Here is a 25513-nt window from a genome sequence, read left to right as displayed (position 1 = left end):
GCCTCAAAAAAAAATAATACCATCCCATTAAATTCATTTCCTAATGAGTTTAATTCGGGAATGGCTATAAAAAGGAATGCTGTCAGAAATTTAGAGTTAGCTAAGATAAGTCAGGCACATCGTGATGATTTCTACTTGTTTTTTATTCTTGAAGAGGGAAATGGAATATTTGAAGTAGATTTTCAGCGCTATCAATTAGGCTCCTCCGCCGTAATGATCATCCAGCCTTACCAAGTACATCGGGGTTTAGCTATGGATTACAGCGCTTTTAGTGTCTTAATGATCAGTGTAGAAAACCTAAACTCAGACTACGTAAACGCGCTAAAGGATATTACGACGATTGCTCCCATCGAAATCGATCAGGATACAATGGCGGTCTTATCCCAGACTGTAGACACCTGTTTAAAAATCAACGAAAGAAGACATGAAAAACTATATACTGCACTAATGAAAGATAGCTGCAATACCATCGCGGCACTTATTATCTCGCAGTATTTAATCCAATCAGCTAAAAGTGATGCACAGTCTAGATTCGAACTGATCAGCAAACAGTTCAGTTCACTGTTAGATAAAGATTTTATTGACATTAAACAGCCTAGAGTATATGCAGAGAAAATGAAAATATCAACGGCCTATCTCAATGAATGTCTCAAAAAAACAACCGGAAAACCCGTTACTTATCATATTCAGCAACGCGTTGTATTAGAAGCAAAACGTTTGCTCTACCATTCAAATAAATCTGTAAAAGAAATTGCAGTAGAGCTAGGTTATGACGACTATCCATATTTTTCACGTCTATTTTCAAAAGTAACCGGTATGACAGCTCTTACCTTTCGAAATAGAAACCTTGAATAGTCCAATATTTACCACTTTTTATCTCTTTTAAACTAGAGCGAATTGGTATTTCTTTGTGTTAGAAAGCTTGGTTCAGCCCGTCGTTAGCGACAACTCGAACAGCGTCTTTAATGATTATCTAAATCCGACAGAAAGGAGATTGTAGTCCATTAAATATCAAGAAGAACACCACAAATAAAAGAGAAAAGGAATGAGATATTTTATCGCTGAGCCCGTCGGGCATATCAAAAACGATTTATTTTTTGAAGTCGCAAATTTTCTTTGGGACAGTGGAAATGAAGTTGCTTTAGGAAAAAACAGGATATGCGACTGTGAAAAAATGCAACATGATGACTACGATTACACCATTTCATTAGTCCCTAATAATGAAACTGTTGAATCCTTATTTAAAACACACTACACCATCCTAGGCAAATATTTTGACAAAATTAATAACAGCAATCCGATGCTAATATTAGCAAATACCGGCATTTATACGAATGCCCTTCCCTATCCCCATAAGATTTACAGTTTTGAAAAATTGGACAAACAGGCGTTAGCCAGCTTTTTTGACTGGTGCAAAAAATTCAATTTGTTTGTTAGGAGAAGATAAACAAGTTCAACCACTAAATATCAGAATATGCAGTGGGATATAACAGTACTTTTATACTCTTGCTAACGTTATTCTGATATTGCGGTAAATCCTGCATTGGTTTGTATAAAGGTCCAAAATCTTTCCAATGTATATTCCGATCTTCCATGTTTTCAAATGTCGTCAGATACATCAGGTTGGGCATTGTGCTACCAGCAATCACCTGTCCATAAAAAACAGCATTAAAATTCAGTTTTTTGAAAATATCGATCTCTCCATTGTTAAACATCGCTATCTTATTTGCAGAAAGCTGCTCGGTTGCGGCCTCATAACTGCGTAGTTCATAAATGCGTTTATTTTTTTCAACAGATAATTTAGGAACCGCCGATTTGGGCATTTCTTCAAATGCTTTCATCCATATTGTCTCCAACCTTTTGAAAGGAGGATTACTATAACCTGCCTCAATATAAGCCTTTCCAGCCTCCAGGTATTTTTGATCTTTGGCAAGCCGCTGATCCAAATTAACCAGTAAATTGAGATCAGAAGCGCTGATGAACACATAAACCAATCTATCTTGACCAGCAGCATTTTCTAAGGGCTTAAATACCCCGACCTCTTTAAATCCCAATTTATGCAATGCCGGCAAATACGCCGATTCAAGATACTGATCAATGACTTTCTCCTGCTCATCGTTCTCATAATGATATACTTTCAATTGAAAATACGCTTGTTTCGATTTCTCAAAAGCGAACAGGCAATTTCCTGCCATGATAAATAATAGCGGCAATATGAAATGCCAATTGGGAATAAAAATGTATTTTTTCATTAGAATTCAGGACAACATTGGATATTAATTAAAAAATAAAGATAATACTATTTTTGATAGTTCAAAATTAGACTAACCCAGCAAATTAACTCCCTTTTTCATCTTTATATATCCAAAATACGGGTTTATACTTATTCGAATCGGTATTTTAACCTTATTCTCGCAATAGCTTTTTATTTAATTTAGCTCCACCTTTTTTTAAAGCTGCAACATGTCAAACAAAACAATACTTATGTTGGACGATGATAAACATGTCCTTGAAATATGTACTATAATCCTCGAAACAAATGGCTATAATATGGCGGTCTCTGAAACGTCTCATGATATTATCGAAAAAGTAGAAGAGGTACATCCTGATTTAATTTTGATGGACAACTGGATACCCAAAATAGGCGGTGTAGAAGCCACACGATTGCTCAAAAATCATCCCTTATATTGCAATATCCCTGTCATCTATCTATCCGCTAATACCGATATCGAAACACTAGCTCAGCAAGCCGGAGCAGACAGCTATCTCGCCAAGCCCTTTGATTTAGAAGACTTAGAAAATAGAATAGCCGAACTACTGTAGTTCTAATCTTATAATTCAGCATCTTTACATATTTTAGCACCATTACGGAAATGCTACTCCTGAAACTTATATTTTGATGTCCTAATTGCGCATAAGGCCACATTGAAACGAATAGGATCATGTGTTACTTTAATACAATTGCGGCTTGCTCAATTGCAGGCATATATCGTCGTAGTTGTCGCGCCATAATCATCGGGAATCAGCAATTGAGAAGGAATGCTATACCACATTTGAAGTATAAATAATAATACATACTTTCGCGTTATAGTATTAGAAATAATCATTAAGACAGCATTAATTACGTTATGTCAGAGCCCGTTTTAGCATTTCAATCAGGTTCATTCCATATCCGTCAGCTTGCAGAGAACGAATCTCCACTTTACAAAGCGATGCGTATCGAGTCAATTCAAACCGAACCTACACTTTTTAGACGGAGCACTCCTCCTGAAATAGAACTATCTGACTTGGATTGGGCAGAACGCATAAGATACCCACGCATTGTTTTTGGTCTTTTCGAAAATGAAAAAATGATTGGGATAACCAGCATGCTGCTGTTGAATAAAGAAGAGGCCTACTTTGGTCAGTCCTTCATACAGCCGCTGTACAGAAAATTAGGTCTATCGAGTCTTTTGTATAAAATAAGAATGGCGTGGGCCACCGAGAATCAATTAAGAAAACTGACGATAAGCCATCGTGAAATAAATATGATTTCGAAAGCCGCTATCCAAAAAGCCGGTTTTCATTATAGTCATAAAGAACTTGTGCAATGGCTCGACGGAACAACTGGCTACTCCATGTATTATAGTTTATTCCTATAGTCAGTAAGGCTAACTAACTTGACTGTTGATCAATCCCGGCAAACCAAGATAGGGTAAAAATAATAGCTTTTCCATCTTGAATGCGTATATTGAATCGTAGTCATTTTATTGGCTTTCGAGACTTTCCATAAACGCAATAATATCTTTCATTTCCTTTTCACTCAGATGCAAATTTTCATCTGACAATGTCTGATTGGATAATTTGATCCCCAGTCCTGCCCCACCCCCATTATTATAAAATTCCATGACCTCATCCAACGTCCGATAGATCCCATTGTGCATATAGGGAGCAGTTTTCTTTACATTCCGGACAGAAGGTATTTTAAAAGCATATTTATAAGAATCAACACCAATGATATCATAGTAGCCTAAATCCGAATCCAGCACAGAATCTTTCATGGATTTTGGAACTCCTAGGACTTCGACTTCGCTCTGAATAAATTTGGGCGGTGTAACACCGTTGAATAAAGGCAGGAAATGACAGGTCGCACATTTTCCCTTGCCCATAAATAAATTAAACCCATTCACTTCCGATTTGGACAATGCGTTCTTATCCCCACGCATATAATCATCAAATCGGCTATTGATTTTGGTCAGGCCACGAATGTAAGAAGCAAGTGCATTGCTTACCTGCTCTGCTGAGATTGGGCCATCCACTGTATTGAATGCTTTATTAAATAATGACCGATAGATTTTATCCGAAGAAACATATTGAACGATATCAGTTACCGAGCCGTCCATTTCCTGCTTATTACCAATGACATCGTGTATCTGTTCTTCCAGCGTCAACGAACGCATATCATAGAAGTAGTTGGACTGTAAGGCCGCATTGAGCAAAGTAGGCGTATTACGTTTGAGCAAACGTCCCGAACCATGAATGTCCACTTGCAAGTTCAACCCATCTGTAAATGCAAGGTCAGGATGATGGCATGAAGCGCAACTTCTCGTATGTGTTCCTGACAAAGCAACATCATAAAATAATTTTTCTCCCAGTACGGCCTTTTCATTGCTGAAGTGAAATTTTGGTCCCGGGCTAAAGGCATCTACATTAAATGCATTCAGATCAAACATCGTATTGACGTCTTGCCGAAGCATTCGATTGTATCTGATTTTAGGGCCAGACAGATTACGTTCCAACTGTGCTATCTCTGTACTGATGTTGTTGGCAAATTGGGTAATGAATTGCGCTCTATCGAACGATTCAAATTCCGCGTGTTGTTGCAAATATTTGATCGCCCCTTTAAGCATCAATGTTAGCGTTTCTTTTCTACCTTCATATTGCAAAAGAATTTGTTGTAGGCTGCCTAACGCCATAGAAGACTCGATCATACTATTTCGAGAAAGTGCATTATCAAATCCGGTAATCCCCAAAGATATAATCCGAAATACTTCAAGTTTCGAAGCATCCAAAATGCGCCAATCCTCCAATTGATGATCTTCAAAATAGGAAATCAAATAATCCGTATTGGTTATCAAATGTTCGATTTCACGAATTAGCTTTTGCCTATTGCTATTATCGTAAGTGGGATAGATAAGCTCTTCAATCACCTGCAATCCAATAGGCTCCACCCCTCTAGCCAAAGAGGGATCCAACAAATCCGCATTTTCAACTTCCTCCACCGGAGGTCCATTTAACCTTCTGGATAGATCTGCAGTAAAATACTCCGAAGCCCATTCAAACTTTTTAAAAAGTAGCCTTGTCGTCAAAAAGGCTCTTCTGAGACGTAGCGTATCCACCGTACCTTTCTGTACTTCGGCCTGCAGCGTATCCTTGATATATGTCTTAAAAGAAAGCATCTGACCCAGTACTTCTTTCTGAATCAGATGCTCTCGGGCATTGCCTTCTTTTTGTTTTGTATAAACAGGCTGCCCTGTAGTAAATCCGAGGGTAAATACTATTGCAACCAATAAGATAAAAACGACAACCTTTTTACACATAGTTCAATTTCCTATCTCTCGATATAAAAACCGACTATTTGAAAACGAGCGCATTTCTAAAGGGATTTGCTTTTTTATCCCTTTCAGCAAGAGGCTCTATTCCCCAGCGTTTTTCTATAAATGAAAGGATGCTCACTGTCTCATACGGCGTATGATCCACTACACCACGCTTAGCAAATGGTCCAATGACAATTGCCGGGATTCGGCTACCAGGTCCCCAGCGGTCAACGACGGGTGGGTTAACATGGTCAAAAAAGCCACCAAATTCATCGTAGGTCAAAATCACCAACGCATCTTTTGCATTCGGTCCCTCCAATACAGCATTGATCAAATTAACAGCAAGTTGTTCTGATGAATAGACTGCCGAACTTCCAGGATGCTCATCATTGCCCCCACCTGGTTTAACAAAAGATACACTAGGAAGCGTTCCTTCTTTTGCGGCCTTGATAAAATCGTTTTGATCCTTCATGTGTTGTCGTCCTTCCTTACCATCCTCATAATTAGCAAAATATAAAAAAGGCTCATGATTGTAGGCAAAATTATTTTTACGTTCGGCAACAGCGTCATCCCAGCCTTCTGAATACCAAGCCCAACTTACATTTTTCGCTGTCAAGCGATCGCCAATGGTCGGCATAGTCTGAGAAGGTAATAATTTGGAAGTATCAGATTTCGCGGGATAAGGTTTGTTGCGAGAAAGCACATGATTGATTGCATAACCATCTGGCGTAACTACACCATCTTTAATCATCTTTCCATTTGCATCGAGTTTAGCAACCAATGAGCTTGGTGCATCAGGCCAAACAGGAATAGCCGCAGAAATCATATAAATATGATTTAAATAGGATCCGCCGAATACACTCTGAAAGAAATTATCACATAATGTATAGGCTTTGGCAAACGGATACAAAGGTAGCTTCTCTGTATTGTAATAGCCCATCGCTAAACCTTTGGAATCATTATAGAGTGCAAATTTATCCATCTTTCCACCATTGATCTGCAATTGATTATGATAAAACCGATGTGTAACATCGGGCGTCGCCTTATCCGAAGGTACATATTGGTCTATATTAAAAAATTGATTGGGTAGATTGGTTGGAAAGGAATTGTTACGTGGAATTTCGGGGAGGTATTGGTAGGCTTTACCATTCTCGTCTACCTGTAAAAAATCACCCTTTCTGACATTCGCTATGCCATTGGCTCCCTTGAATTCGCCATAAAGATTGTCAAAACTATGGTTTTCCATATAAATAACAACCACATGGTTAATTCTTTTGATACCTTCATCAAAGGGAATCTCTTGGTGTCGGGCGTTTTTGGTAACTCCGCAACTGCTGATACTCAAAACTCCAAGAGACAAATAAAGTAAGTGTTGTAACCGCATCCTGTCTTCTTTTTAGTAGGTTAGACTGTAATTTCTAGAACAAACTTACAATTATTATCGTTTTCATAACCTATAATCAAAGGGATTTGCTACCAACGTATCAGGTTCTTTACAGGCATCCTCCCTCTTATCACTAAAAGTAAAGGCGTGTTTACATATTAGGTCGTCGCTTCCAGTTCCCCATTTTTGGTATAAAGCTTACTTCGGTAAGTTATACCCCATTTCGTAATCTCATCGATGATTGGGCCCAAAGTTTTTCCGCATTCGGTCAATTCATACTCCACCGTCAGAGGTTTGGTATTTAATACTGTTCTTCTGATCAGCTGGTTCATTTCTAAATCCTGCAGTTCTTTAGACAACATCTTCGCACCTATCCCCTCAACTTCGCGCAGCAGTTCCATAAAACGTAATTTCTCAACCAACAATAAGGTACCTATAATATGAAATTTCCATTTTCCGGCCAAAATCTCCATGGTATCGTTAATGGCCAACACACGTGTTTTGCATGCACCTGACGACGTTAAAGTTGCTTCCTTTTTCATTACATTATTTTTTTATTCATGTACGCTCTACCCTCACAGGCTTCCTTATCCCCGATACGATCAACGATAAATGAACACACAAGCAAAGCTTGGTGCCACTGACATGATTTCTTTATTCTTACAAAAATACGCATTTATAAAGTTACAGACCACTATCTTTTTGGAAAGTAGTTTCTTTAAGGAAACTGATACCAAAAATAAACTATCTATCATCTACCTTTGTATCGACAACATCAGCAGCTGCAAATTGGCACAGTTGATGTGGCAAAATATAAAGTGTAAATAACATATAAAAAATAAAACGATTAAAAATGAAAAAGCAATTAATCTCGGGTTTAGCCCTTATCCTGTTGTTAGCTTCTTGTCAAAATACAAATGGCGACAAAGCAACAACAACAACTGCTCAGGAAGTAACTGAACAAAAAGGACAGACTTACACTGTTGAAGCAGATAAAAGCTCATTAAAATGGACTGGTTACCATAAAGGCGGTTTAAACCCAAGATATGGTGTTTTGAAAAGCGAAGGAACACTTTCAGCTGAAAATAACGCAGTTACTGGTGGTACTTTCACTATCGATGTCAATTCTATTCTGACAGATACAGCTTCTGTAGATCCTGCGACATCCGGTGGCAAAAAATCATCAGATCTGGATGCACATTTAAAAAGTGCTGATTTCTTTGACGTAGCAAAATATCCAACTGCAAAATTCGAAATCACCAAAGTTGGCCCATTTGATGCAGCGCAAGGAAAAAGTGTTGTTGCTGATGCGACAAATACAGTTAGTGGTAACTTAACCATCAAAGATAAAACGGTGAATGTAACTTTCCCTGCAAAAATTACTTTCAATGGTGATGAAGTAACATTCTATTCTAAATTTACGATCCAAAGACAAGATTGGGGTCTTACTTACGGTACAGAAGGTAATCCTCAAGATTGGATGATCGCACAAAACGTTGACATTGAACTTAATGTCACTGCAAAAAATGCGAAATAGATTTCGATAGCGCTTCGTCGCTCTTAGCAAATAGATTAATCGGGTAAACTCTACTTGATTAATCTATTTGATTTAAATAACCTCCAAATACGAGATCACCTTTATTCAAGACATGGATCAAATGTGAATCTCCCTTACTTTTCGGTTTGCTCTAATTTTTTCTTCAACCGTTGTTTTGCCTTACGAACGGCTTCCACCGAAACACACAGCAATTCACTCATACTCGCATTACTTAAATCCAATTTGAGCAACGCTAATATCTTAAGATCATTCTCGGTAACCTTTGGATAAGTTTGCCGCATTTGTGTCAGATAAGCGGGATACACTTTGTTAAAAACATGTTTGAATTTTTGCCACCGCTCATCTGTCATAATGTGTTGCTGCAAAAGCGCATTCAAATTATCCGTAACCTGCGTGATGTACGCCGGATCAGATTCGGAGATCTTCGCCACCTCCTGCCTAAGTTGCTGGATAACGACATCATTCTGGCGGATGGTGGATGTAAATTCAGTCAAAGAGTTTCGTAAAATCATTAGCTCCTGATCTAGCAATTGTTTTTCATAGGCAAGCGCAAGTTGGTCTTTTTCTAGTAAAGTATTCCGCATCTTAATTTTAATTTTCGACTTATTGACCAACAATACAATTATGGCAAAAATCAAGAGAAGAACAATGCCTATAAACTGATACATGCGTTTTGTCCGAATCCGTTTTTCTTCAGTAGCCTGTATAGTCCGATTGTATTTTTCAGACTCCCTTTGCCACAACATTTTCTGTATCTCTTTATCATTCATCCTTTTTTCCAACGAATCTTTCAACATCAGATACAAATGCAATTGCTTAAGCTCCTCCCCTCCACGTCCTAACCCCCGCATGATGTTAGACTTGGATTTTGCTAATTCTACTTTATATTTTAAAAAATAGGGCTTATCTTCCATCAAACTTTCACAGGTCATCACATATTGCTCAGCCAATTTCCATTCTTTCAATTCGATATACCAATTGGCTAAATTGAGATTTGCACGCATCGCATCTTTCCGCTCATTATAACGCATAGAAAGCTCAATATTTTTCTTAACTAACCCAATAGCTTTTTCCTTTTCACCTTTTCGCCATGCATGATCTGCTAAATTACCCGAAATGATACCAATCCAAACCGAATCTTTCGCCAATTTAGCTTCATCCATTGCGCGATTCAAATAGGTAAAAGCTTGGTGATCGAGCGAGTCCTTTGCTAGATATACAGCAATGGAATTGATCAGATCGACACGTTCCCGTGCAGCCGGCGTGGTAAAAGGTAGCGCTTCCTCTAAATAAGCAACAGCATTTGCCTGTTCACCAATGTAGCTGTAGAAACTCGCCATAAATTGGTAATGCTTGACTACCATGGGGATTTTTTTGATAGTAACTTTAGATTTTAAATCATTCGCTCGTAAAAAGAACGGAAATGCTTCTTTTACCCGTCTATAGATAAAGTTGTAATACCCTTCACGGGCACAACCCAACATTTCTAATTCAGGATCCGGATGTACACGGAGCAACTGCTCAGCCAAACGATAATAGCGCTCAGATGATGAATTTATGCGATCAAACGCAATTGAGAAACCGTCAGCCATACGCATATAATAAGCCCATTTTAAAGCAACACTTCTTTTTTTGTCTGCCAATTCCAAAAACGGCGCCAAGGCATTTTTCAATTTTATCGTATCACCATCAAACCTAATAGGCAACTGAAGAGCAGCCTCCAGTTGGACAACAGGGTTTTTAATTGCAGCTATTTCCACTACAGATTGCCCACATACATGATTAAAGTTGCTTGACAATACCAAAGAAACGAATACAAAAAAATAAAATATGGTCTTCATGCTTGAAAAAGGTCAATTTCAACGTTCTGTCTGCCTATTGGCATAACCGATAAATTAATTTCAACAATTCTGTGAAATTAATACGCAAAAGCCTCCGAGAAAATGGTTAATACTGACTTATTGTTCGTAAATCGGATCGCCGACTTGCGGTTATAAATATAATATTTATAACTTTAACATAATTACACGTTTTCATTAAAATTTCGCCTTCTTTTGATACCACTGCAACCCATTAGGTTTGGCATATCAGGCCTTTTATCTAACACTTTTTCCAAAAGATGACCAAAATTCAAACAAAAACAATGGGATTGACTCTCCGAAAAGGAGTATTGCAAGATCTGCAAGAAATGTTAATCCTATTTTCTGAAACTATTGCGACTGTATGCGCAGATGATTATAATAACGAGCAAATTGCAGCATGGGTATCGTCCGTCAATAATCATGGCCGTTGGCATCGGTTAATCGAAGATCAGTATTTTATTGTAGCTATGCTAAATCAGAAAATGGTTGGGTTCGCTTCCCTCAATCATGGAAACTATGTCGATGTCATGTATGTCCATAAAGATTTTCAACGCCAAGGGATTGCTCAAAAACTTTATACTACATTGGAAGATGAAGCAAGAAGACAAGAAAGAACTTTCGTGACTGCTGACGTAAGTAAAACCGCGAAACCCTTTTTTGAGGCAAATGGATTTAAAGTTATCGCTGAGCAGATACAAATAAGAACTGAAGTCGAAATACCAAATTATAACATGAAAAAAGATCTTTAGATTCACTTCCAAATTTTAGAAATGCTCCCCATAGTCGATTACTTCAGTTTTCAAAAGCAGCTTACTTTCACTATCGGTTCTTAATGTCGCTGTTGCTATTTTAGTCTTTGTGTCAACACTGAACTCCAGCATAGCCCCAACGTCCTTTTTGTCATTAAAAAATGAAGCGAAATTCTTAAATGTCTCAGTTTCATCAAACAAAAACCGCGCAGCACATCGGTTATTATGTTGATCATACCATTTGATGTACACATCTTTGGGAATACCTCGAGATGCCATGTCCATATCCCGAAGACGCTCATCAAAGACAAATCGTTCGGAATTATAAAACTCAAAGTCCGCATCAAATGCTTTTATGTCAGAAGACAATACAAATTTAGGCTGTACAGGATAACGTTGCCGTAATTTATCCCAGTAGCCATAGGGAATAGATTTATTTGCAATGGCTTGTTGAACATCCGAAGGAATAATCGATGTATCGGACAATACTTGATCGCGCCATTCCTGATTAAAGACATTACCGTACGCTCCATTATCTTTGGATGTATCCGTAGCATGGATCACTACTTTTTCGGCTTGATAACGACCGATTTCGACCTGACGACGTCCTGTCCCACTGGCCCATACTACAAGTACACCGCCAGGAGCAAAACCCAAAATAATCTTATTATAATGTTCATCATTAGTTTTGATCGCTCCTTTTTCTTGGTATGGTGTACTGAACAACCTCCGCAATTTACTATAATCAATCGGACCGTTCATGCGATAAAAAACATCTTCAGCAAAGGAATACCAAGTAACGTCTAATGCCTTAGGCAATGACATCACCTGCTCATATGTACCGCCTCCAGCTTGTCCCCACACGGCGTTATAGTTTACGATATTGCCTTCACTAAATGTAAATTCATAATCTTCATCTTTCGGAAAGATAAAACGGCCACTATATAACTGGACGGGATAAGCTGCTGGATTACTCATCGCACAGAACCATTTATAGCGCCCTTCTCTGATATTATCTTCTTGTGTTAGGCGTTCTTCCCTGAGGTCATTAAACTCACGTATTGTCGTTGAGAACGCGAATATAATCGGTAGTAAAATAAGATATCCAAGCAAAGTCGGAACCAAATATTTCCAGGATTTTATTGCCCATGTGATAATCACGCTACTAAAGAATGTCAGGAAAATACTGAGTGTTAAAATCAAGGGAAACATTTCCTTAATCACTCCCCCTAGATCTGCATAAAGCCGATGCTCGTATTCATCACCCAAGGTTGATAAAAAAAGAAGTACCGGAAGCAATAAAGAAAATAAGCAATAAAAAAGAAAACCGTAGCCAAGTTCAAAAGCGAATTTTGGTTTCTCTAAGACCTTTAACTTCTTCCGAAAGAAATTAAAATGGAAATAAACCAAGGCGATAACAATAAAATAAGGCGAACAGCAAAATGCAGCATAAACCATATTTAGATCTGCATTCTGTACAAGTAAGGTCGCAATTAGGCTGATGATAGCAACCAAAAAAGCAGAAACTGTCGCTCTTAAAATCATTGTAATTTGTTTTTAATCCAAAAAAAGCTGCCGAAAGCCGTATAACTGACAACAACACGATTCAAAAATAACAAGAAATGTCTTATGAATATAAGCCGATCAATATTCAAATACATTGATCAACTATTCGATCCAACGTGGACAATATATTTTTTTCACAAGAAGTATTTAATTAACTGTTATCCGTTTTCGTCAGGATCGATACATTGAGCCATTTCATATTACATTCAATAAACGGTCGACTTTATCCCCTCAGCGAGATATCGCTCGTTATAGTAAAATTTCTTCGAAAAAAAATCCGATCAAAAGCCCTTTAACGAAAATCATTTAAGTTTACTAACTTCGCTTTTATTCTTCAAAAAAATGGATATACATCATAACATTAGAAGTGCCCAGGAAAGCGACGCACATCATGTCCCTGAAATTATGCTCCAGGCAATGGAAGACATTATATTTCGCTTTATCAAAAAAGAAGATCGAAGCGAGGCTGTAAATTTCTTAACGCAGCTCTTCAAGCAAAAAGGTAATCTCTATAGTTATGAGCATACGTTTGTCGCAATTGACGACAATGGACATATTTTAGGCTCATTAACCGGTTACGATGGTGATCGATTTATTGAATTAAGACAGCCTATTTTGGATCATATGAAGGAACTGTACAATAATAATTTGATTCCAGAAGCCGAAACAATTGGCGACGAATTTTATATCGATTCAATTGCGGTTGCTCCCATGGCACGGGGCAAAGGTATCGGGACAGAACTTTTAAATTATGCGATTACACATGCCAAGCAAAATGGTTTTAAGAAAGTTGGCCTGCTCGTCGACCTAGAGAATCCCAATGCACAAAAACTCTATGAAAGGATTGGTTTCAAACTCGGCAAAAAAACTCCTTTAGTAGGGGGCGAATATTATCACATGTATATTCAACTTGATTAGATACGGCTTTTATCTAATTTATCGCCATTTCAGACCTTATCCCGCTAATCAGTATCTTTTGAGAAGAAGTCCAAGCAGCTCTGGCAGACGACACCAATTAGATCAGACATAACCACTGATCAATTGGCAAGGATTTTGTATTCTAGAAAATAACTATGAAAATTTGGGAATAATGAAAAAGCTAATTTCAATTGCGGTGGGCTGTCTAAGCCTAGTTCTGGCGACGCCAGCTTTAACACAAGCACAACACAGAGGACATGGTGACCATGGCTGGCATGGCAACAAGGACCGTGAAAAATACATTCGAAAACGGGAAAAAGAGTACGACAAATATGTGCGCGAACGCGATAAGCAAGATCGCAAATACTGGAAACATGCATACGAACATGATCATGGCCGTCCAAGATGGGCTAGTGCACATCACTACGACATGAGACATCATGTGTACTTTAGCGATTACAAAACATTCTATGATCCTTATCGGGGCGGATATGTTTATATGACCAATGGCCGATGGAACTTTTCTGTGAATGTCCCTTCTTTTCTCGTGAATGTCAACTTAGGAAATGCTGCGATTCGTGTGGTCAAAGATGTACCTCTTGACAGAAGACCAGAAGAGTATTACGACGATAATGAGGATTGGGACGATTAACGGTACTATTAAACTTTACGTTTATTTAGAATAATTACTGATAATACTGTATTTTTGCGCTGTTCATCCGATTGACAGCGCATCTATGACAACTAAAAGAGCTAAACAAAAAAGCCTAAAAAATATAGTTAGAAAATTGCATCTTTATTTGGGCTTATTATTTGGTATAATCTTTTTTACTGTTTGCGTGACAGGGATGTTATTGAGCTTTGAAAAAGAGCTTACCCCACTTTTATGGCCGAAAGAACAGCAGGTAACTGTACAAAGCAATCGTCTTTCCCTTGCACATATTTCCCAAAAAGCCGAAGCTATATTTCCGGACAAGAAGTTGTTTCGCATCGAAATTCCAGCAGATCCTTCCCGTAGTTTCCGTATTCAGTATGGACAAAAAAAGACCGGATACTGGTATGCATATATAAATCCTTATACAGGAGCACTATTATCCAAAGGTCGGCAGAGTGACCGCTTTTTTCAAAAGACTTTGGATATCCATCGTTTTCTTCTCGTCGAAAAAATCGGAAGTACCCTAACTGGAATCTCAGCTCTAGCGGCTTTCTTTCTTGCCCTAAGTGGTATTTACCTTTGGTGGCCAAAAAATAAATCCATGCTCAAACAACGTGTAACGATAAAAATGGCAGCCTCTCTCAAAAGAAAAATCTGGGATTTTCACGCAGTGGGCGGTTTTTACGCATCTTTGTTTTTAATTATTTTTACCTTGACGGGATTGACCTGGAGTTTCGATTGGTACAATAAACAATTCTATAAAGTATTGGGTTCAACCCAAAAATCAACAAAAGAGAAAATCAGCAACATCAACAATCAGGCTTTTTCAGACTACCTCGTGCTGGATACGATCTATCAGCAGCTAAACAGCCTATATCCCAGCTCTGGAAATATAATTATCACGTTTCCCGAAAAGAAGGACTTAGCTTTTGCACTAACTAAGGAAAATTTTTCAAATGCAACTTTACAGATCAACCAGGCTTTCTTTGACAGCAAATCCGGACAACTACTTAAAAATAACCCTTTAGAAAAATTACCTTTGGCGCAACAGGCTCAACGTATGATGAAATCTATTCATATGGGGTCGATATTTGGATTACCTTCTAAAATTATTGTATTCTTAGCCGTTACACTAGCCGCTTCTCTCCCCATCACAGGAATATGGATATGGTTGAACAAAAGAAGAAAGAAGAAACCGTCAAAAAGCCAAAAGAAGAAAGCAATTCAACTTCAAACCATAACATAGCGTATTATCCTTATTTTTAAACTTATTCAAATGAATTCTTATCTCAGACACACGACTAGATAATAATAGAAGAAATGATCGATATTAGCTGCTATGAAAGACCGCAAAGAAAATTCGACGAATGCAATCAATGAAAAAGCATTACAACAGTTCTGTAACGCCTCCAAGACGCTGGCATTATTCAGTGGCCGATGGAAGCTTTCGATTCTATTCAAACTCCTGGAGCAGGATACGAACTACTCGGAATTCAAAATTCTCCTTCCCCAAGTCAGCGATCGTACACTTGCAAAACAATTGAAAGAATTACAACTGGACGGACTCATTCAAAAAGACCGAAGTAAAACAGCATCAATCTATTCGCTGACCGATAAAAGTCGTAAACTAAAACCCCTATTGGCGGCGCTTTCTGGGTTTAACAACGACTAACCTTAACTAAAATCAACACGCTCCAAAAACTCAATCACTTCCCCATTCGGACTGTAAACGAGGCTATTTCGCACAAAAACATCTTTTTTACCTTGGCTGAGTATGAGTTGAAATACTCCATCACTCAAATCTTGAGCACCATGGGCGATAGCCTGTATTCGGGCATCTTCGGCGTCTTCTACCGTAAAACACAGATGAAGTAGCGCATTCTCGACATATTCCTCCCCTTCTATACGCCTTCTTCCCTGCGTTGGAATAGCAGCATTCTTATCACAAATTTCCAAATAATAGCCAATAGAGGCATTAAAAAGCATAGCACAACGTTCTAAATTAAACTCGGGTAATGACCATTCATGCACAATAATAAAACCGAGATTTTCATAAAATCCAATTGTCTTATTAAAATCCTGAGCCTTAATCGACAGGTGGTGAAAACCCACAATATTATCTTTCAATTCCATAAAGTATATTTTTTGAACAAAACTAATTTGTTTTTCTGGTGACTGGAACAACTTACAAAATTGTAAGTTGCGCTGGTGGCCATAAAAGAGTATACGTTAAAACTAGCAGTATCAGAGGGAGATTTTAAATTATAGGAGATAGATTTTATTATTTTAATGTACTTTTGCCCATTAAATTTCTCGATCTGAAGAAGGAATAAAAGCTTTGTAACTACCATGAGTCTATAAATATGAGGTATTCATTAGACATCATTTCGATGGACTTTACTGTCCAAAGTATCGTGACATCCAACATAAGAAATCGGATGTTATAAATTCTTCAAAAATCGAGATAGAATGCGCAAAGTTTAAAGCCCTTAGTCTATATATATTTGCAAATAAAATGAAACAGCATCTTCACCGACAATTACGGATCTATAGATATGTAATCTATAGAGAGACATTAGTCGATCCTTGGGAACATTTTTGGTCATTTATTGGCGCCTTTGTAGGAATATTTATTATCGCTTATATCCAATCTCTTCATTTACCTTCGCTGGAAAATATCTTTTTGATAGGCTCCTTCGGAGCTTCCTCGGTTTTGGTTTATGGTGCCATACAAAGTCCACTTGCCCAACCCCGCAACTTAATTGGTGGGCATGTTGTTTCTGCAATCGCCGGTGTTACCGTTGCACAGCTCCTTCCCGATATTATCTGGCTGACCGCTCCCTTCGCCGTGGCCTTGTCCATTGTTTGTATGCAGCATACACGCACACTACACCCTCCTGGTGGAGCAACAGCACTCATTGCCGTCAGCAGCGGAACAAAAATTTCATCGATGGGATATTGGTATGTATTAAGTCCAGTACTATCGGGTTGCATAATTTTATTCCTGGTGGCTCTGATCTTTAACAATATCACGAAAAAGAGACATTATCCTGTAAAAAAATCACGTTTACGCCGCTCAAGAAGACAGCATTTAAAAACCCGTTTTGAAACAAGCAGGAGCCCATCGAGTCTTGATTAAAAGTCTTTATGATCTATTGAATAACACGATCTAAAACTAATAAAGGATAGCGTTTTGGGTAGACGCCCAAACGCTATCCTTTTATGATCGCTTCTTTCCGTCATCTAAAACAGTTATTATAGCCCGATAAATTCCATACAGAAGGAATAGTAAACTTGTAATTGTAAGCCCCAAATACTCCACCACCCAAGCAATAAGTATGGCGACCAAATGGATTTTACCATTCTCCGGTTTAAATGCGGCACCTGAATAAACGTAATAAGCGATGGAACCAAATATAAGAATCCATATTATCGCATAAACATAATGAAGCGGATTTTTGCTGAGCTTTCTATTTTTAAACATATGTCAAGTTTTATGATCTAATACTAATCCGCTTATCTAACACGAACGAGCATTTCGTCAAATGTAGGGTGCACATCCGTTTTTGACAAGCCATAACTATAATTCGCTTACCATGATTTAATATTCGTACTTCCTATAAAAAATCGCCCGCGGCAATGGTCGGCATACACTTGCTTCGCTACGTTAAAATCAAAAGAAAAAGTCCCTTACATTACTGCAGGGACCTTGCTTTCACCGATTATTCCGTTGTGATTTTTATGCGGTTGGAAATTTGCTCATATCCATGTAAAATATCTCCCAGGTATGCCCATCAAAATCTTCAATACTTCGCTGTTGCATAAAACCATAGTCTTTCATTGGCGTGGGTTCTATACCGCCAGCTTTCAGTCCTTTATCAACAATTTCGTTCACACGATCCAGACCAGAGACAGCAAGTGAAAATAGTCCTGCGATCTGTTTTTTTGTATCTGCAAGCGGTTTTTCCGTAAATGTTTTAAACTTATCCGGAGATAAAAGCATAACAAAGATATGCTCACTCCAAACCATACATTTGCCTTGCTCATCCGAAAACTGAGGATTGTTCGTAAAGCCCAATTGTGTATAAAAATCCATTGACTTATTCACATCTGCTACTGCGAGATTTATAAATATCTGTTTCATCATTTAAAGTTTAATTGCTACTGATCTAACAAAGATGAAAATTTCCGTCCAAAAAAAACTTGGCCTATGCGAAGATTTTTATTCAGCATCAATGAACTGGTGGAATAGCTAAATCTTGTTTGGAAAGCTCGTTACTTGGAGAGCTCATTCAATTCGGCCTGCGAAAACACATGCTCGCCTTTTAGATAACCATTCGCTTCTTTCAGATAGGTATATATTACATCTCGGCCCTTTGGATTGGGCAATTTATGTAAATTTTTGACCAAGAAATCTTTATCACGCAATCTATCTTTACCATAGCTTAAAAAAGATGGTGCGTGCGTCTGCACGCTCCAACGGATAAAACGTAAATCGATATTGTCAGGGTATTTCATGATCATTTCTTCGAGGAGCTTTTTTCCTTTCTTGAATTGCCCCAATTTTGTAAACGGGTTGCCCATATGTTTTGCCCATAATATCTCATAAGCCGCGAGATAACCCTTTTCTGTGGCGGAATTGGCAGCTTTTTCCAATAGTTTCAGATTCGTTTCACAGAGCTTTTTGTTTTGAACAGCAGTCGCGTACTCGGCTCTCATTTTATCAACATCCACTTGACCAAAACAACAAATCCCACATAATACCAAAGAGACACAGATAAAAAATCGTATAACCATTTTTCAATTCAATTAAAGTAAAAAATAAACGCCGTTTTGTGATATAACAATATCGAAGAGCTTTGAGTTTTCTTATTTTTTAATCCGTTGAGAACGCCGTTTGTTTTGCCACTTTCCCAATACAATGAGCAATGTACCAATGACGATGAAAACCAACGTTACTCCAAAGCTGTTCAAAATAACCCTGTCCATCCCCAATTCGGAAACATTGACAAAAGGATAGGGATAAAATCCAGAAAACGAACCATGCCACAACGTATAAAAAAGATAGACTAATGGGAAGATCAACCAATAAAAAATATGACTCCACCGGATTGTTCCCTTGTCCAAAAAACGCCACCAAAAAAGGAAAAAACTCAAAGGAGCGAGCACATGCAATAATTCGTCAACCACCATTGATAAACCCTGAGGATGCGACAGAAAGCGAAGTATGGTATTATAGATAATTCCGACAATAAGAATATATAATGTTACGGCAGTAATTGTTTCGGGTCTAGTAAAAAATAGGCCCATTCGACTTTTTGACCAGCAAATAGTAAAAAAACAGCATAACATAACCATTACATTACTCAGAATTGTAAAATAACTAAAAAACTGAATAATATAGTCGATCCTGTCAAGCTTGGAGGTATGAGCACTTAAGATAAACTGTCCAACAATTGCAAACAAGGTAATTATACCAATGCTACCAGCAAAAACCGATTTTAATGACTTCTGAGCCTCCATATTTCTAGTGGTCTATACGATACTAAATATAAAAATTTCAACTGCTATTTGGAATTTTAAATAATGAAATCCAATTCACCCCTACTCGAATCTTAAATCCAGATTGTAAATAATTGCAACGAATTGTAAATGGATTCAGTTTCCTTACTTACAATTATTATTTTTATAGGCTATAAAGTATTGATAAATGATCAGAGTAGCCATTATCGAGGATGAACCCGCGGTACGCAAAGAAATCAGCTATTTAATCCAACAGGAAACTGATGTTGAACTTGTTGGCTGGAGTGATACGGTGACAAATGCTGTAAAATTGATTGAAGAGAAACAACCAGACGTTATACTCATGGATATTCAACTCCGTGATGGTACAGCATTTGACATCCTAAAAAAGCTAATCGCTATTCCACAGAATATTATTTTCATTACGGCCTACAATCATTTTGCCATCAAAGCCATCAAATATGGTGCTTTGGATTATCTTTTGAAACCGGTCGATCAAACCGAATTAAACGAGGCATTAGAACGTTACCGGCGTAAAAGCGAAAACAATCCCCAATGGATGCAGCGTTTATCAATGGCGCAAGAAGCTTTACATGCCAGCGAACTTCCCGAAAGCATCGCCTTGTCTTCCATACACCATGTACGTATTGTCCCCGTTCACAACATCGTGTACTGCAAAGGAGACGGTCCCTATACTTTTTTCTTTTTAAATGATGGTACAAAGGAGTTAATTTCTAAACCCCTCAAATATTATGAAGAATTATTGCCACCGCCCTATTTCTTACGCACCCATCAATCGTATCTTGTTAATAGGTCACATATTTCTGGTGTCAATCGTTCCGAGTATATTGTCTTAAAAAACAAAGAGGAAATTCCGATTTCATCACGCAGAAAAAACTCGATCTTAAATCAGCTGTTCCCTGAAAAATGAGCCTATTGAACCGCATTTTCCCTTGGCTGCTACTGTCTTTGTTTTCGATCGCTTGCGCTCGAAAGAATGACGCACTGTCGCCCGATCATGATGCTATTGCCGCAGAGATTAAAACGCTCGAAGACCAAAAGTTAAATGCAGCAAATGGAGATTCCATTAAACAGGCCTGGTTAAAGTTAGACCAGCATGCCACCGTAAAAAAAGACACGATACTCGCTGCCCGTGTAAAATATTATCTAGCACGACTCTATGCTATGAGTGGCCAGGATTCGGCTCTTTTTTTTGTTCAACAGGCGCTCGAACTCATTGAACCCACCACCGGAAACGCTAAATACAAAGCTCTTATTTACAATGGTATAGGAAATATCCGCAGCATAGAAGCAAAACAACGCGAAGCGGGCTATTATTACAACAAAGCCGCCACGATTGTTTTGTCGGATACCGCATCAGGATTGTCAAACGAAGCGAAATCAGCGATATTACTGTCCGCTGCCCAAAACAACTTGAGCTCCTTTCAGTATAACCTTGCAGAAAAAATGAATCGTTCGGTACTCCCCCTAATTGATTCGCTGCCTGAAGGACACATTAACCGGCAACGCGTATTGGTACAAATGATCCAGACGCTGAATACTTTACAGCGGCCAGCAAAAGATATTGCCCCCTTCCTTCATCAACTCGAAGAATTACATGCTAAAAATCCAGACAAATACAACATTAGTTTTCTATATGATTCGAAGATCCAATACTATGAAACGGCTAAAAAACCAGATTCCATTTTACATTATGAGTTGCTAAAAATAGCGATAGATGAACGTTTGCACCAACAAACAGGGTCCTCTATATTGATGAACAATCTATTCGTAGACTACAGTAATGTTGCCGCAATCTATGTTTCATTAAATAAGCCGGCCTTGGGAGAAAAATTCATCCAAAAAGCCAGCAAACTTAAAGCGCAGTTTCCAAAATTGATCTTTCCCAACAACGAAATTACATTTCAAAACAGTCTAGCAGCCGTCTATCGCTTGCAAGGAAAAAATAAAGCCGCAATAGACGTATTGAATCATCTTGTGCAATTACAAAGGGGTATTTACCAATCGGAGAATACACAAGCGATCGCAGAAATGAATGCCCTATATCAACTTCAGGCGAAGGATCAATCTATTCGAATACTGAACGAAAATATCAAGATCAATAAACTCCGGCTACAACAAAATCGTTTAGGACTGATCATATCCTCGCTAGCGGTTATTTTATTGATCATCATACTTTTCTTCCTATATTACAGTTTTCGCCAGCGCCGTTCCATACAAGAGAAAGAAAAGGTCTTGTTGCAGCAGCAGTTGTTGCGCACACAGATGGAACCGCACTTTATTTTCAATACCCTTTCCGCTGTACAGAGCTTCATGCGCCTGGATAAAAAGGAAAATGCCATCAAATATTTAAATCGTTTCAGTCGACTACTACGCAGCAATCTCGAATTAAGCCGTGAAAACCTTGTTCCATTAAATGAGGAACTGGAAACCTTAGAAAACTATTTGATCTTGCAGCAAATGCGTTTTGAAGATGCTTTTCATTACCATATCACACAACCTGAAGATCAAGATTTAAGTGCGGTCATGCTACCACCAATGCTCATACAACCCTATGTTGAAAATGCGATTCTGCATGGCATAAACCTCGAAACGTGCGATGGCAGTATCGACATCCAGTTTACGTTATCTGAAGAGATCCTACAGGTGACGATTAAAGATAGTGGTAAAGTAAATCCAGACATTCCTGTAATTACCCATCGTTCACTCTCTGGGACCATCAGTCGTGAACGCATGCAGCTGTTGGGCAAGAAAGCAAGTGTACAGATCACCAAAAACCCAACTGATGGTACCACAGTCATCCTGCATATACCAGTGACATATTAATGGCAAACAAAGGAATATTTAACGTCCTTTCTAGGTTCTACTGCAGTGAAAATTTCAGGAAAACAATACAGAACTTGCAAGACAACACGTATTTCAACAGAAATCAGAAAAAAAAACCATGTTGAGCCAAATTTCGATACCGTAAAATACGAGATATTGAAACGCATAACCCTATAAACAAACGGCGAGCAATCTTTTAATTGCCCGCCGTCTTATTAACTAAACACAAACTAAATATTTCATTGTGGACTCCCGTCTCCTACTCATTTTCCTCATTTATTTCTGTTTCATGATATCCGCTAAAAGTTTCATGTAAAAACCTCCAACAACACTACGCGCCTTGAAGTTTTCGCGGATCCCCGTAGTCGAATCATAAAAATCATTTAATGGGACACGGGATTCCGTTTGAATCGCATGATTATAGACTGGTTTTATCAAAGCTTCAAATGCTTCTCTTGATGGAGCAAATGATGCCGTCCAAAGAATCCAGTCATTTTTTGTGTATGCTTTACGGCTATCCAATGGTATGCCGAATCTATTTTGCTTGGTCAGATAATACTTAATTTCTGTATCATACACTTTTTGTGGAAACAGATTCAATCCCAACACTTTGTCCCAGATCAAATTATATTTTTGACTCCAGGTATTTTTATCATCAAATGTCAGTGCATAATGATCACCGGCATCTGCCATTTCCATCCATTTCGGAACCATTTCCTCGGCAATTGCACGGTATTTTTTTGCTATTGCAGTTTCACCAATGGCCTCCGCAAGCTGCGCATAACAAGCAATACCAACGATAGCCTTAACAGATAAATTGGCATTTCGTGCAAGGTGACCGGCAAAATCATCTGTACAGAGCTGCGTTTTAGGGTCAAAACCATCTTTAACGAGATAATCTACCCATGTTGTCAATGTTTTCCAATGCTTCCTGGCATAGTCAGCATTCCCTTGCACTTTTGCGATTGCAGCAGTTAAAATAATCATATTGCCCGATTCCTCCACAGGCATAGGTTCACCATAGGTTTGACCATTGGCCAATGGATACGTACCCAAATCGTGCGCTGCCCAAGGATAGGGATATTTACCGCTCTCACTAAAATAAAATATTCCACTTAACATCCCTTTCAACAACTCCGGATTATAGATCAGATACAATGGCGCTGAAGGATAAGTGACATCGACCGTATTGATGAATCCGCCACTATTATTTTCTTTGGAAAGCCATAATAGTTCGTTTTGTGGACTTTTCACCAAGGTATGTGCTGCAATACTTTGACGATAAGCGAGAACGCTAAGGTGTGCATACTCTTTTCCACCCGATTTTAGCGCATCTGCATACACTGTTTTGTCGAATGCCACGCACTTATCGAGTACCTTACGATACTCATCTGCAGCCAAAGTCAGCTGATTTTCCATCGTTTCTTTACCGGAGTTGTTCCACCATGGTCTCAGGTTATTTTTGAAATACTGAATCGCATAAATTTCATCGTACCCAACCTCTACAAAACGTTCCTCCGCTTTCGCCCCCACATTGCCAAATGGAATGACCGTGTTCAGCGCAAGTGATATCCCCTTAACAGTTTTTACCGATGTCGTTGTTCCCTTTCTAAAGGCGTCTACGGCTCCGCCTCTCGGACTAATAAACTGTTGCGTTTTATCCCGCTTCGGCGCAGCAACATAAAAATACCCCCAGTCTATCCGCATATCATCGGCCCCTTTCTGCAGAATAGGCTGTTCGACCGTTCCCGTTTTTAGTACAGACAATTTTGCCGTCTCATATTTTTCGGCGATCACCTCCTGTGAAGGTTTATACACCGCAATATTTGTGGATGCACTTAGAAAAACTTTAACCGCATGCTGCTTGCCATCGTTTGCTTTGACGTTATACGTGATATAGCTTACCGGTCGAGCCAATAAATTCAGATCATCCATAAGCAAAGGCGACGTAAAGGTTAATTTTAGATCAACCTTACCTGCCTGAAAGTTATAAACCGTACGCGTCGCTGTTATTTCTACATCGTTTTGCACGGCTTCTTCAATCCGTGCCCCACGCTCTTTAAGCCTGTCAACCAAACCAAAATCGAGATAACGACCGCCAGCACTATTCTTCAAATGGATGGCAATATTATTTTGCCCAGCCTTCAAATTCGTCTTGTCAATCGGTATATACTGAAAGTTGTTGGTCCAACCTACTTTTTCGTAAACCTTCTTCCCATTCAAAAATACGTCTATGTTATCATCATGATTGAGTTTTAAAAACAACTCATTAATACCCTTCGGATCCGCTACGGAAAACTCACGTCTCACCCAGATATCGTCCGATTTCCAAAGGGTTTTTACCTGCTTCTCGTCATCACCTATGGGTGCAAGTCCCGATTTCCACGTATCCGTATTATAAGCGGAAGATTCCCAGCCACCTTGAGGTTTTGATTCTGTATACTGTACCGTATAAGATTTATCTTCGGCAGTCGGTAGAATAACCGCATAACTCGGTTCCTCTTTACCAAGAAAACGATAAATATGACCATCAACATCAATTAAGCCCAACAGCGAATGATCAGCGTCTGTCCAGTGCTTTGTTGTCGATGCATGAAGCTGATCTGTCATTGACCATATACTAAAATTGGGGTTGTGTGTAATCAATGGATAAGCCGGAGCTTTGCGTTCTTGGGCTTGTCCATCTAAAACAGTGGAAACACAGGCTACAATAACACAGAGACCTATCTTCCCAAGTTTGTTCATTGCATAAATAGATTTTTGAAAAGGTTTAATCATATTTTTTAGATAAAATTAGCTATACAGTTTTTCGTATTGAGCATATGCTCAATCGTTTTAACAAAGAAAGTCGGAATAAGTTAAATTCAGCTGTCGC

At 38.5% G+C, this 25513-nt stretch carries 25 protein-coding genes; 13 read left to right on the top strand and 12 right to left on the bottom strand.

The annotated features are described in order from the left end of the window. The first annotated feature begins 60 nt into the window (after positions 1 to 60). Both B3600_RS14145 and B3600_RS14140 read left to right on the top strand, forming a co-directional pair. Positions 61 to 855 carry a helix-turn-helix domain-containing protein gene (locus tag B3600_RS14145; RefSeq protein WP_286753357.1) on the top strand — a complete coding sequence of 265 codons (795 nt, stop codon included), beginning with the start codon at positions 61 to 63 and terminating at the stop codon, positions 853 to 855. A gap of 190 nt (positions 856 to 1045) precedes the next feature. Continuing rightward, entirely contained in the window at positions 1046 to 1447 is a 402-nt protein-coding gene (locus B3600_RS14140; RefSeq protein WP_112375845.1) for a hypothetical protein, read from the top strand. A 13-nt stretch (positions 1448 to 1460) separates the two neighbouring features. Here B3600_RS14140 and B3600_RS14135 read toward each other — a convergent pair whose 3' ends face one another. Continuing rightward, positions 1461 to 2252: an NIPSNAP family protein gene (locus tag B3600_RS14135; RefSeq protein ID WP_286753356.1), complete on the bottom strand. Its 792-nt coding sequence runs from the start codon at positions 2250 to 2252 to the stop codon at positions 1461 to 1463. Positions 2253 to 2463: 211 nt separating this feature from the next. Here B3600_RS14135 and B3600_RS14130 point away from each other — a divergent pair, with 211 nt between their 5' ends. Further along, positions 2464 to 2823 (top strand): response regulator, encoded by a 360-nt coding sequence (locus B3600_RS14130; RefSeq protein ID WP_046675074.1) that lies wholly within the window; start codon positions 2464 to 2466, stop codon positions 2821 to 2823. A 305-nt stretch (positions 2824 to 3128) separates the two neighbouring features. After that, complete coding sequence (locus tag B3600_RS14125; protein ID WP_046675073.1) at positions 3129 to 3641, top strand: GNAT family N-acetyltransferase; 513 nt, start codon at positions 3129 to 3131, stop codon at positions 3639 to 3641. 105 nt (positions 3642 to 3746) lie between these two features. Here the strand turns inward: B3600_RS14125 and B3600_RS14120 are convergent, their stop codons facing one another. The 3 genes from B3600_RS14120 to B3600_RS14110 all read right to left on the bottom strand — a co-directional run bounded on the left by B3600_RS14120 (position 3747) and on the right by B3600_RS14110 (position 7502). Continuing rightward, positions 3747 to 5579 (bottom strand): cytochrome-c peroxidase, encoded by a 1833-nt coding sequence (locus B3600_RS14120; protein ID WP_286753355.1) that lies wholly within the window; start codon positions 5577 to 5579, stop codon positions 3747 to 3749. A gap of 34 nt (positions 5580 to 5613) precedes the next feature. Beyond that, positions 5614 to 6960 (bottom strand): acid phosphatase, encoded by a 1347-nt coding sequence (gene acpA / locus B3600_RS14115; protein ID WP_286753354.1) that lies wholly within the window; start codon positions 6958 to 6960, stop codon positions 5614 to 5616. 158 nt (positions 6961 to 7118) lie between these two features. Further along, positions 7119 to 7502, bottom strand: a complete 384-nt coding sequence (locus tag B3600_RS14110) for a winged helix-turn-helix transcriptional regulator (RefSeq protein ID WP_046675072.1) — start codon at positions 7500 to 7502, stop codon at positions 7119 to 7121. Between the two features lie 311 nt (positions 7503 to 7813). On the opposite strand from B3600_RS14110, the gene B3600_RS14105 reads away from it, so the two are divergent. Then, positions 7814 to 8497 (top strand): YceI family protein, encoded by a 684-nt coding sequence (locus B3600_RS14105; RefSeq protein WP_070566941.1) that lies wholly within the window; start codon positions 7814 to 7816, stop codon positions 8495 to 8497. Between the two features lie 134 nt (positions 8498 to 8631). Here the strand turns inward: B3600_RS14105 and B3600_RS14100 are convergent, their stop codons facing one another. Next, entirely contained in the window at positions 8632 to 10359 is a 1728-nt protein-coding gene (locus B3600_RS14100) for a tetratricopeptide repeat protein (RefSeq protein WP_286753353.1), read from the bottom strand. A 278-nt stretch (positions 10360 to 10637) separates the two neighbouring features. Between B3600_RS14100 and B3600_RS14095 the strand changes: the two genes are divergently transcribed. Further along, entirely contained in the window at positions 10638 to 11129 is a 492-nt protein-coding gene (locus B3600_RS14095; protein ID WP_286753351.1) for a GNAT family N-acetyltransferase, read from the top strand. 15 nt (positions 11130 to 11144) lie between these two features. On the opposite strand, the gene B3600_RS14090 is transcribed toward B3600_RS14095, so the two are convergent. Continuing rightward, the gene (locus B3600_RS14090) at positions 11145 to 12674 is read right to left on the bottom strand and encodes a DUF2931 family protein (protein ID WP_286753350.1); all 1530 of its coding nucleotides are present in this window, start codon (positions 12672 to 12674) and stop codon (positions 11145 to 11147) included. 363 nt (positions 12675 to 13037) lie between these two features. On the opposite strand from B3600_RS14090, the gene B3600_RS14085 reads away from it, so the two are divergent. From B3600_RS14085 to B3600_RS14070, 4 genes are all read left to right on the top strand, one after another. Further along, on the top strand, positions 13038 to 13613 hold the full coding sequence (locus B3600_RS14085) for a GNAT family N-acetyltransferase (protein WP_286753349.1): 576 nt from the start codon (positions 13038 to 13040) through the stop codon (positions 13611 to 13613). Between the two features lie 172 nt (positions 13614 to 13785). After that, complete coding sequence (locus B3600_RS14080) at positions 13786 to 14265, top strand: hypothetical protein (RefSeq protein ID WP_046675066.1); 480 nt, start codon at positions 13786 to 13788, stop codon at positions 14263 to 14265. An 85-nt stretch (positions 14266 to 14350) separates the two neighbouring features. Next, positions 14351 to 15514: a PepSY-associated TM helix domain-containing protein gene (locus tag B3600_RS14075; protein WP_286753348.1), complete on the top strand. Its 1164-nt coding sequence runs from the start codon at positions 14351 to 14353 to the stop codon at positions 15512 to 15514. Between the two features lie 93 nt (positions 15515 to 15607). Next, positions 15608 to 15940, top strand: coding sequence for a winged helix-turn-helix transcriptional regulator (locus B3600_RS14070; RefSeq protein ID WP_046675064.1), 333 nt, complete (start codon positions 15608 to 15610; stop codon positions 15938 to 15940). Between the two features lie 2 nt (positions 15941 to 15942). Here the strand turns inward: B3600_RS14070 and B3600_RS14065 are convergent, their stop codons facing one another. After that, entirely contained in the window at positions 15943 to 16401 is a 459-nt protein-coding gene (locus B3600_RS14065; RefSeq protein ID WP_286753347.1) for a VOC family protein, read from the bottom strand. Between the two features lie 382 nt (positions 16402 to 16783). Between B3600_RS14065 and B3600_RS14060 the strand changes: the two genes are divergently transcribed. Beyond that, positions 16784 to 17407, top strand: a complete 624-nt coding sequence (locus B3600_RS14060) for an HPP family protein (RefSeq protein WP_046675061.1) — start codon at positions 16784 to 16786, stop codon at positions 17405 to 17407. A gap of 81 nt (positions 17408 to 17488) precedes the next feature. On the opposite strand, the gene B3600_RS14055 is transcribed toward B3600_RS14060, so the two are convergent. From B3600_RS14055 to B3600_RS14040, 4 genes are all read right to left on the bottom strand, one after another. Further along, the gene (locus tag B3600_RS14055) at positions 17489 to 17752 is read right to left on the bottom strand and encodes a hypothetical protein (RefSeq protein ID WP_070566961.1); all 264 of its coding nucleotides are present in this window, start codon (positions 17750 to 17752) and stop codon (positions 17489 to 17491) included. A 255-nt stretch (positions 17753 to 18007) separates the two neighbouring features. Beyond that, on the bottom strand, positions 18008 to 18415 hold the full coding sequence (locus B3600_RS14050) for a VOC family protein (protein ID WP_046675059.1): 408 nt from the start codon (positions 18413 to 18415) through the stop codon (positions 18008 to 18010). 128 nt (positions 18416 to 18543) lie between these two features. Next, positions 18544 to 19065, bottom strand: coding sequence for a hypothetical protein (locus tag B3600_RS14045; RefSeq protein WP_286753346.1), 522 nt, complete (start codon positions 19063 to 19065; stop codon positions 18544 to 18546). 72 nt (positions 19066 to 19137) lie between these two features. Then, positions 19138 to 19791, bottom strand: coding sequence for a Pr6Pr family membrane protein (locus tag B3600_RS14040; protein WP_201638850.1), 654 nt, complete (start codon positions 19789 to 19791; stop codon positions 19138 to 19140). A 187-nt stretch (positions 19792 to 19978) separates the two neighbouring features. Here B3600_RS14040 and B3600_RS14035 point away from each other — a divergent pair, with 187 nt between their 5' ends. Together B3600_RS14035 and B3600_RS14030 are read left to right on the top strand one after the other, a co-directional pair. Continuing rightward, a complete protein-coding gene (locus B3600_RS14035; protein ID WP_201638849.1) occupies positions 19979 to 20722 on the top strand; it encodes a LytR/AlgR family response regulator transcription factor in 744 nt (247 codons plus the stop codon). Further along, entirely contained in the window at positions 20719 to 22638 is a 1920-nt protein-coding gene (locus tag B3600_RS14030) for a sensor histidine kinase (RefSeq protein WP_286753345.1), read from the top strand. Before B3600_RS14035 ends, B3600_RS14030 begins: the two co-directional genes overlap by 4 nt. Before the next feature lie 276 nt (positions 22639 to 22914). Here the strand turns inward: B3600_RS14030 and B3600_RS14025 are convergent, their stop codons facing one another. Then, positions 22915 to 25383 (bottom strand): glutaminase family protein, encoded by a 2469-nt coding sequence (locus B3600_RS14025; RefSeq protein WP_376749767.1) that lies wholly within the window; start codon positions 25381 to 25383, stop codon positions 22915 to 22917. Positions 25384 to 25513 lie beyond the last annotated feature (130 nt).

The sequence above is a fragment of the Sphingobacterium sp. UBA2480 genome (assembly GCF_002341965.1).
GTDB lineage: Bacteria > Bacteroidota > Bacteroidia > Sphingobacteriales > Sphingobacteriaceae > Sphingobacterium > Sphingobacterium multivorum.
This window is presented reverse-complemented; position numbering and strand designations above follow the sequence as displayed.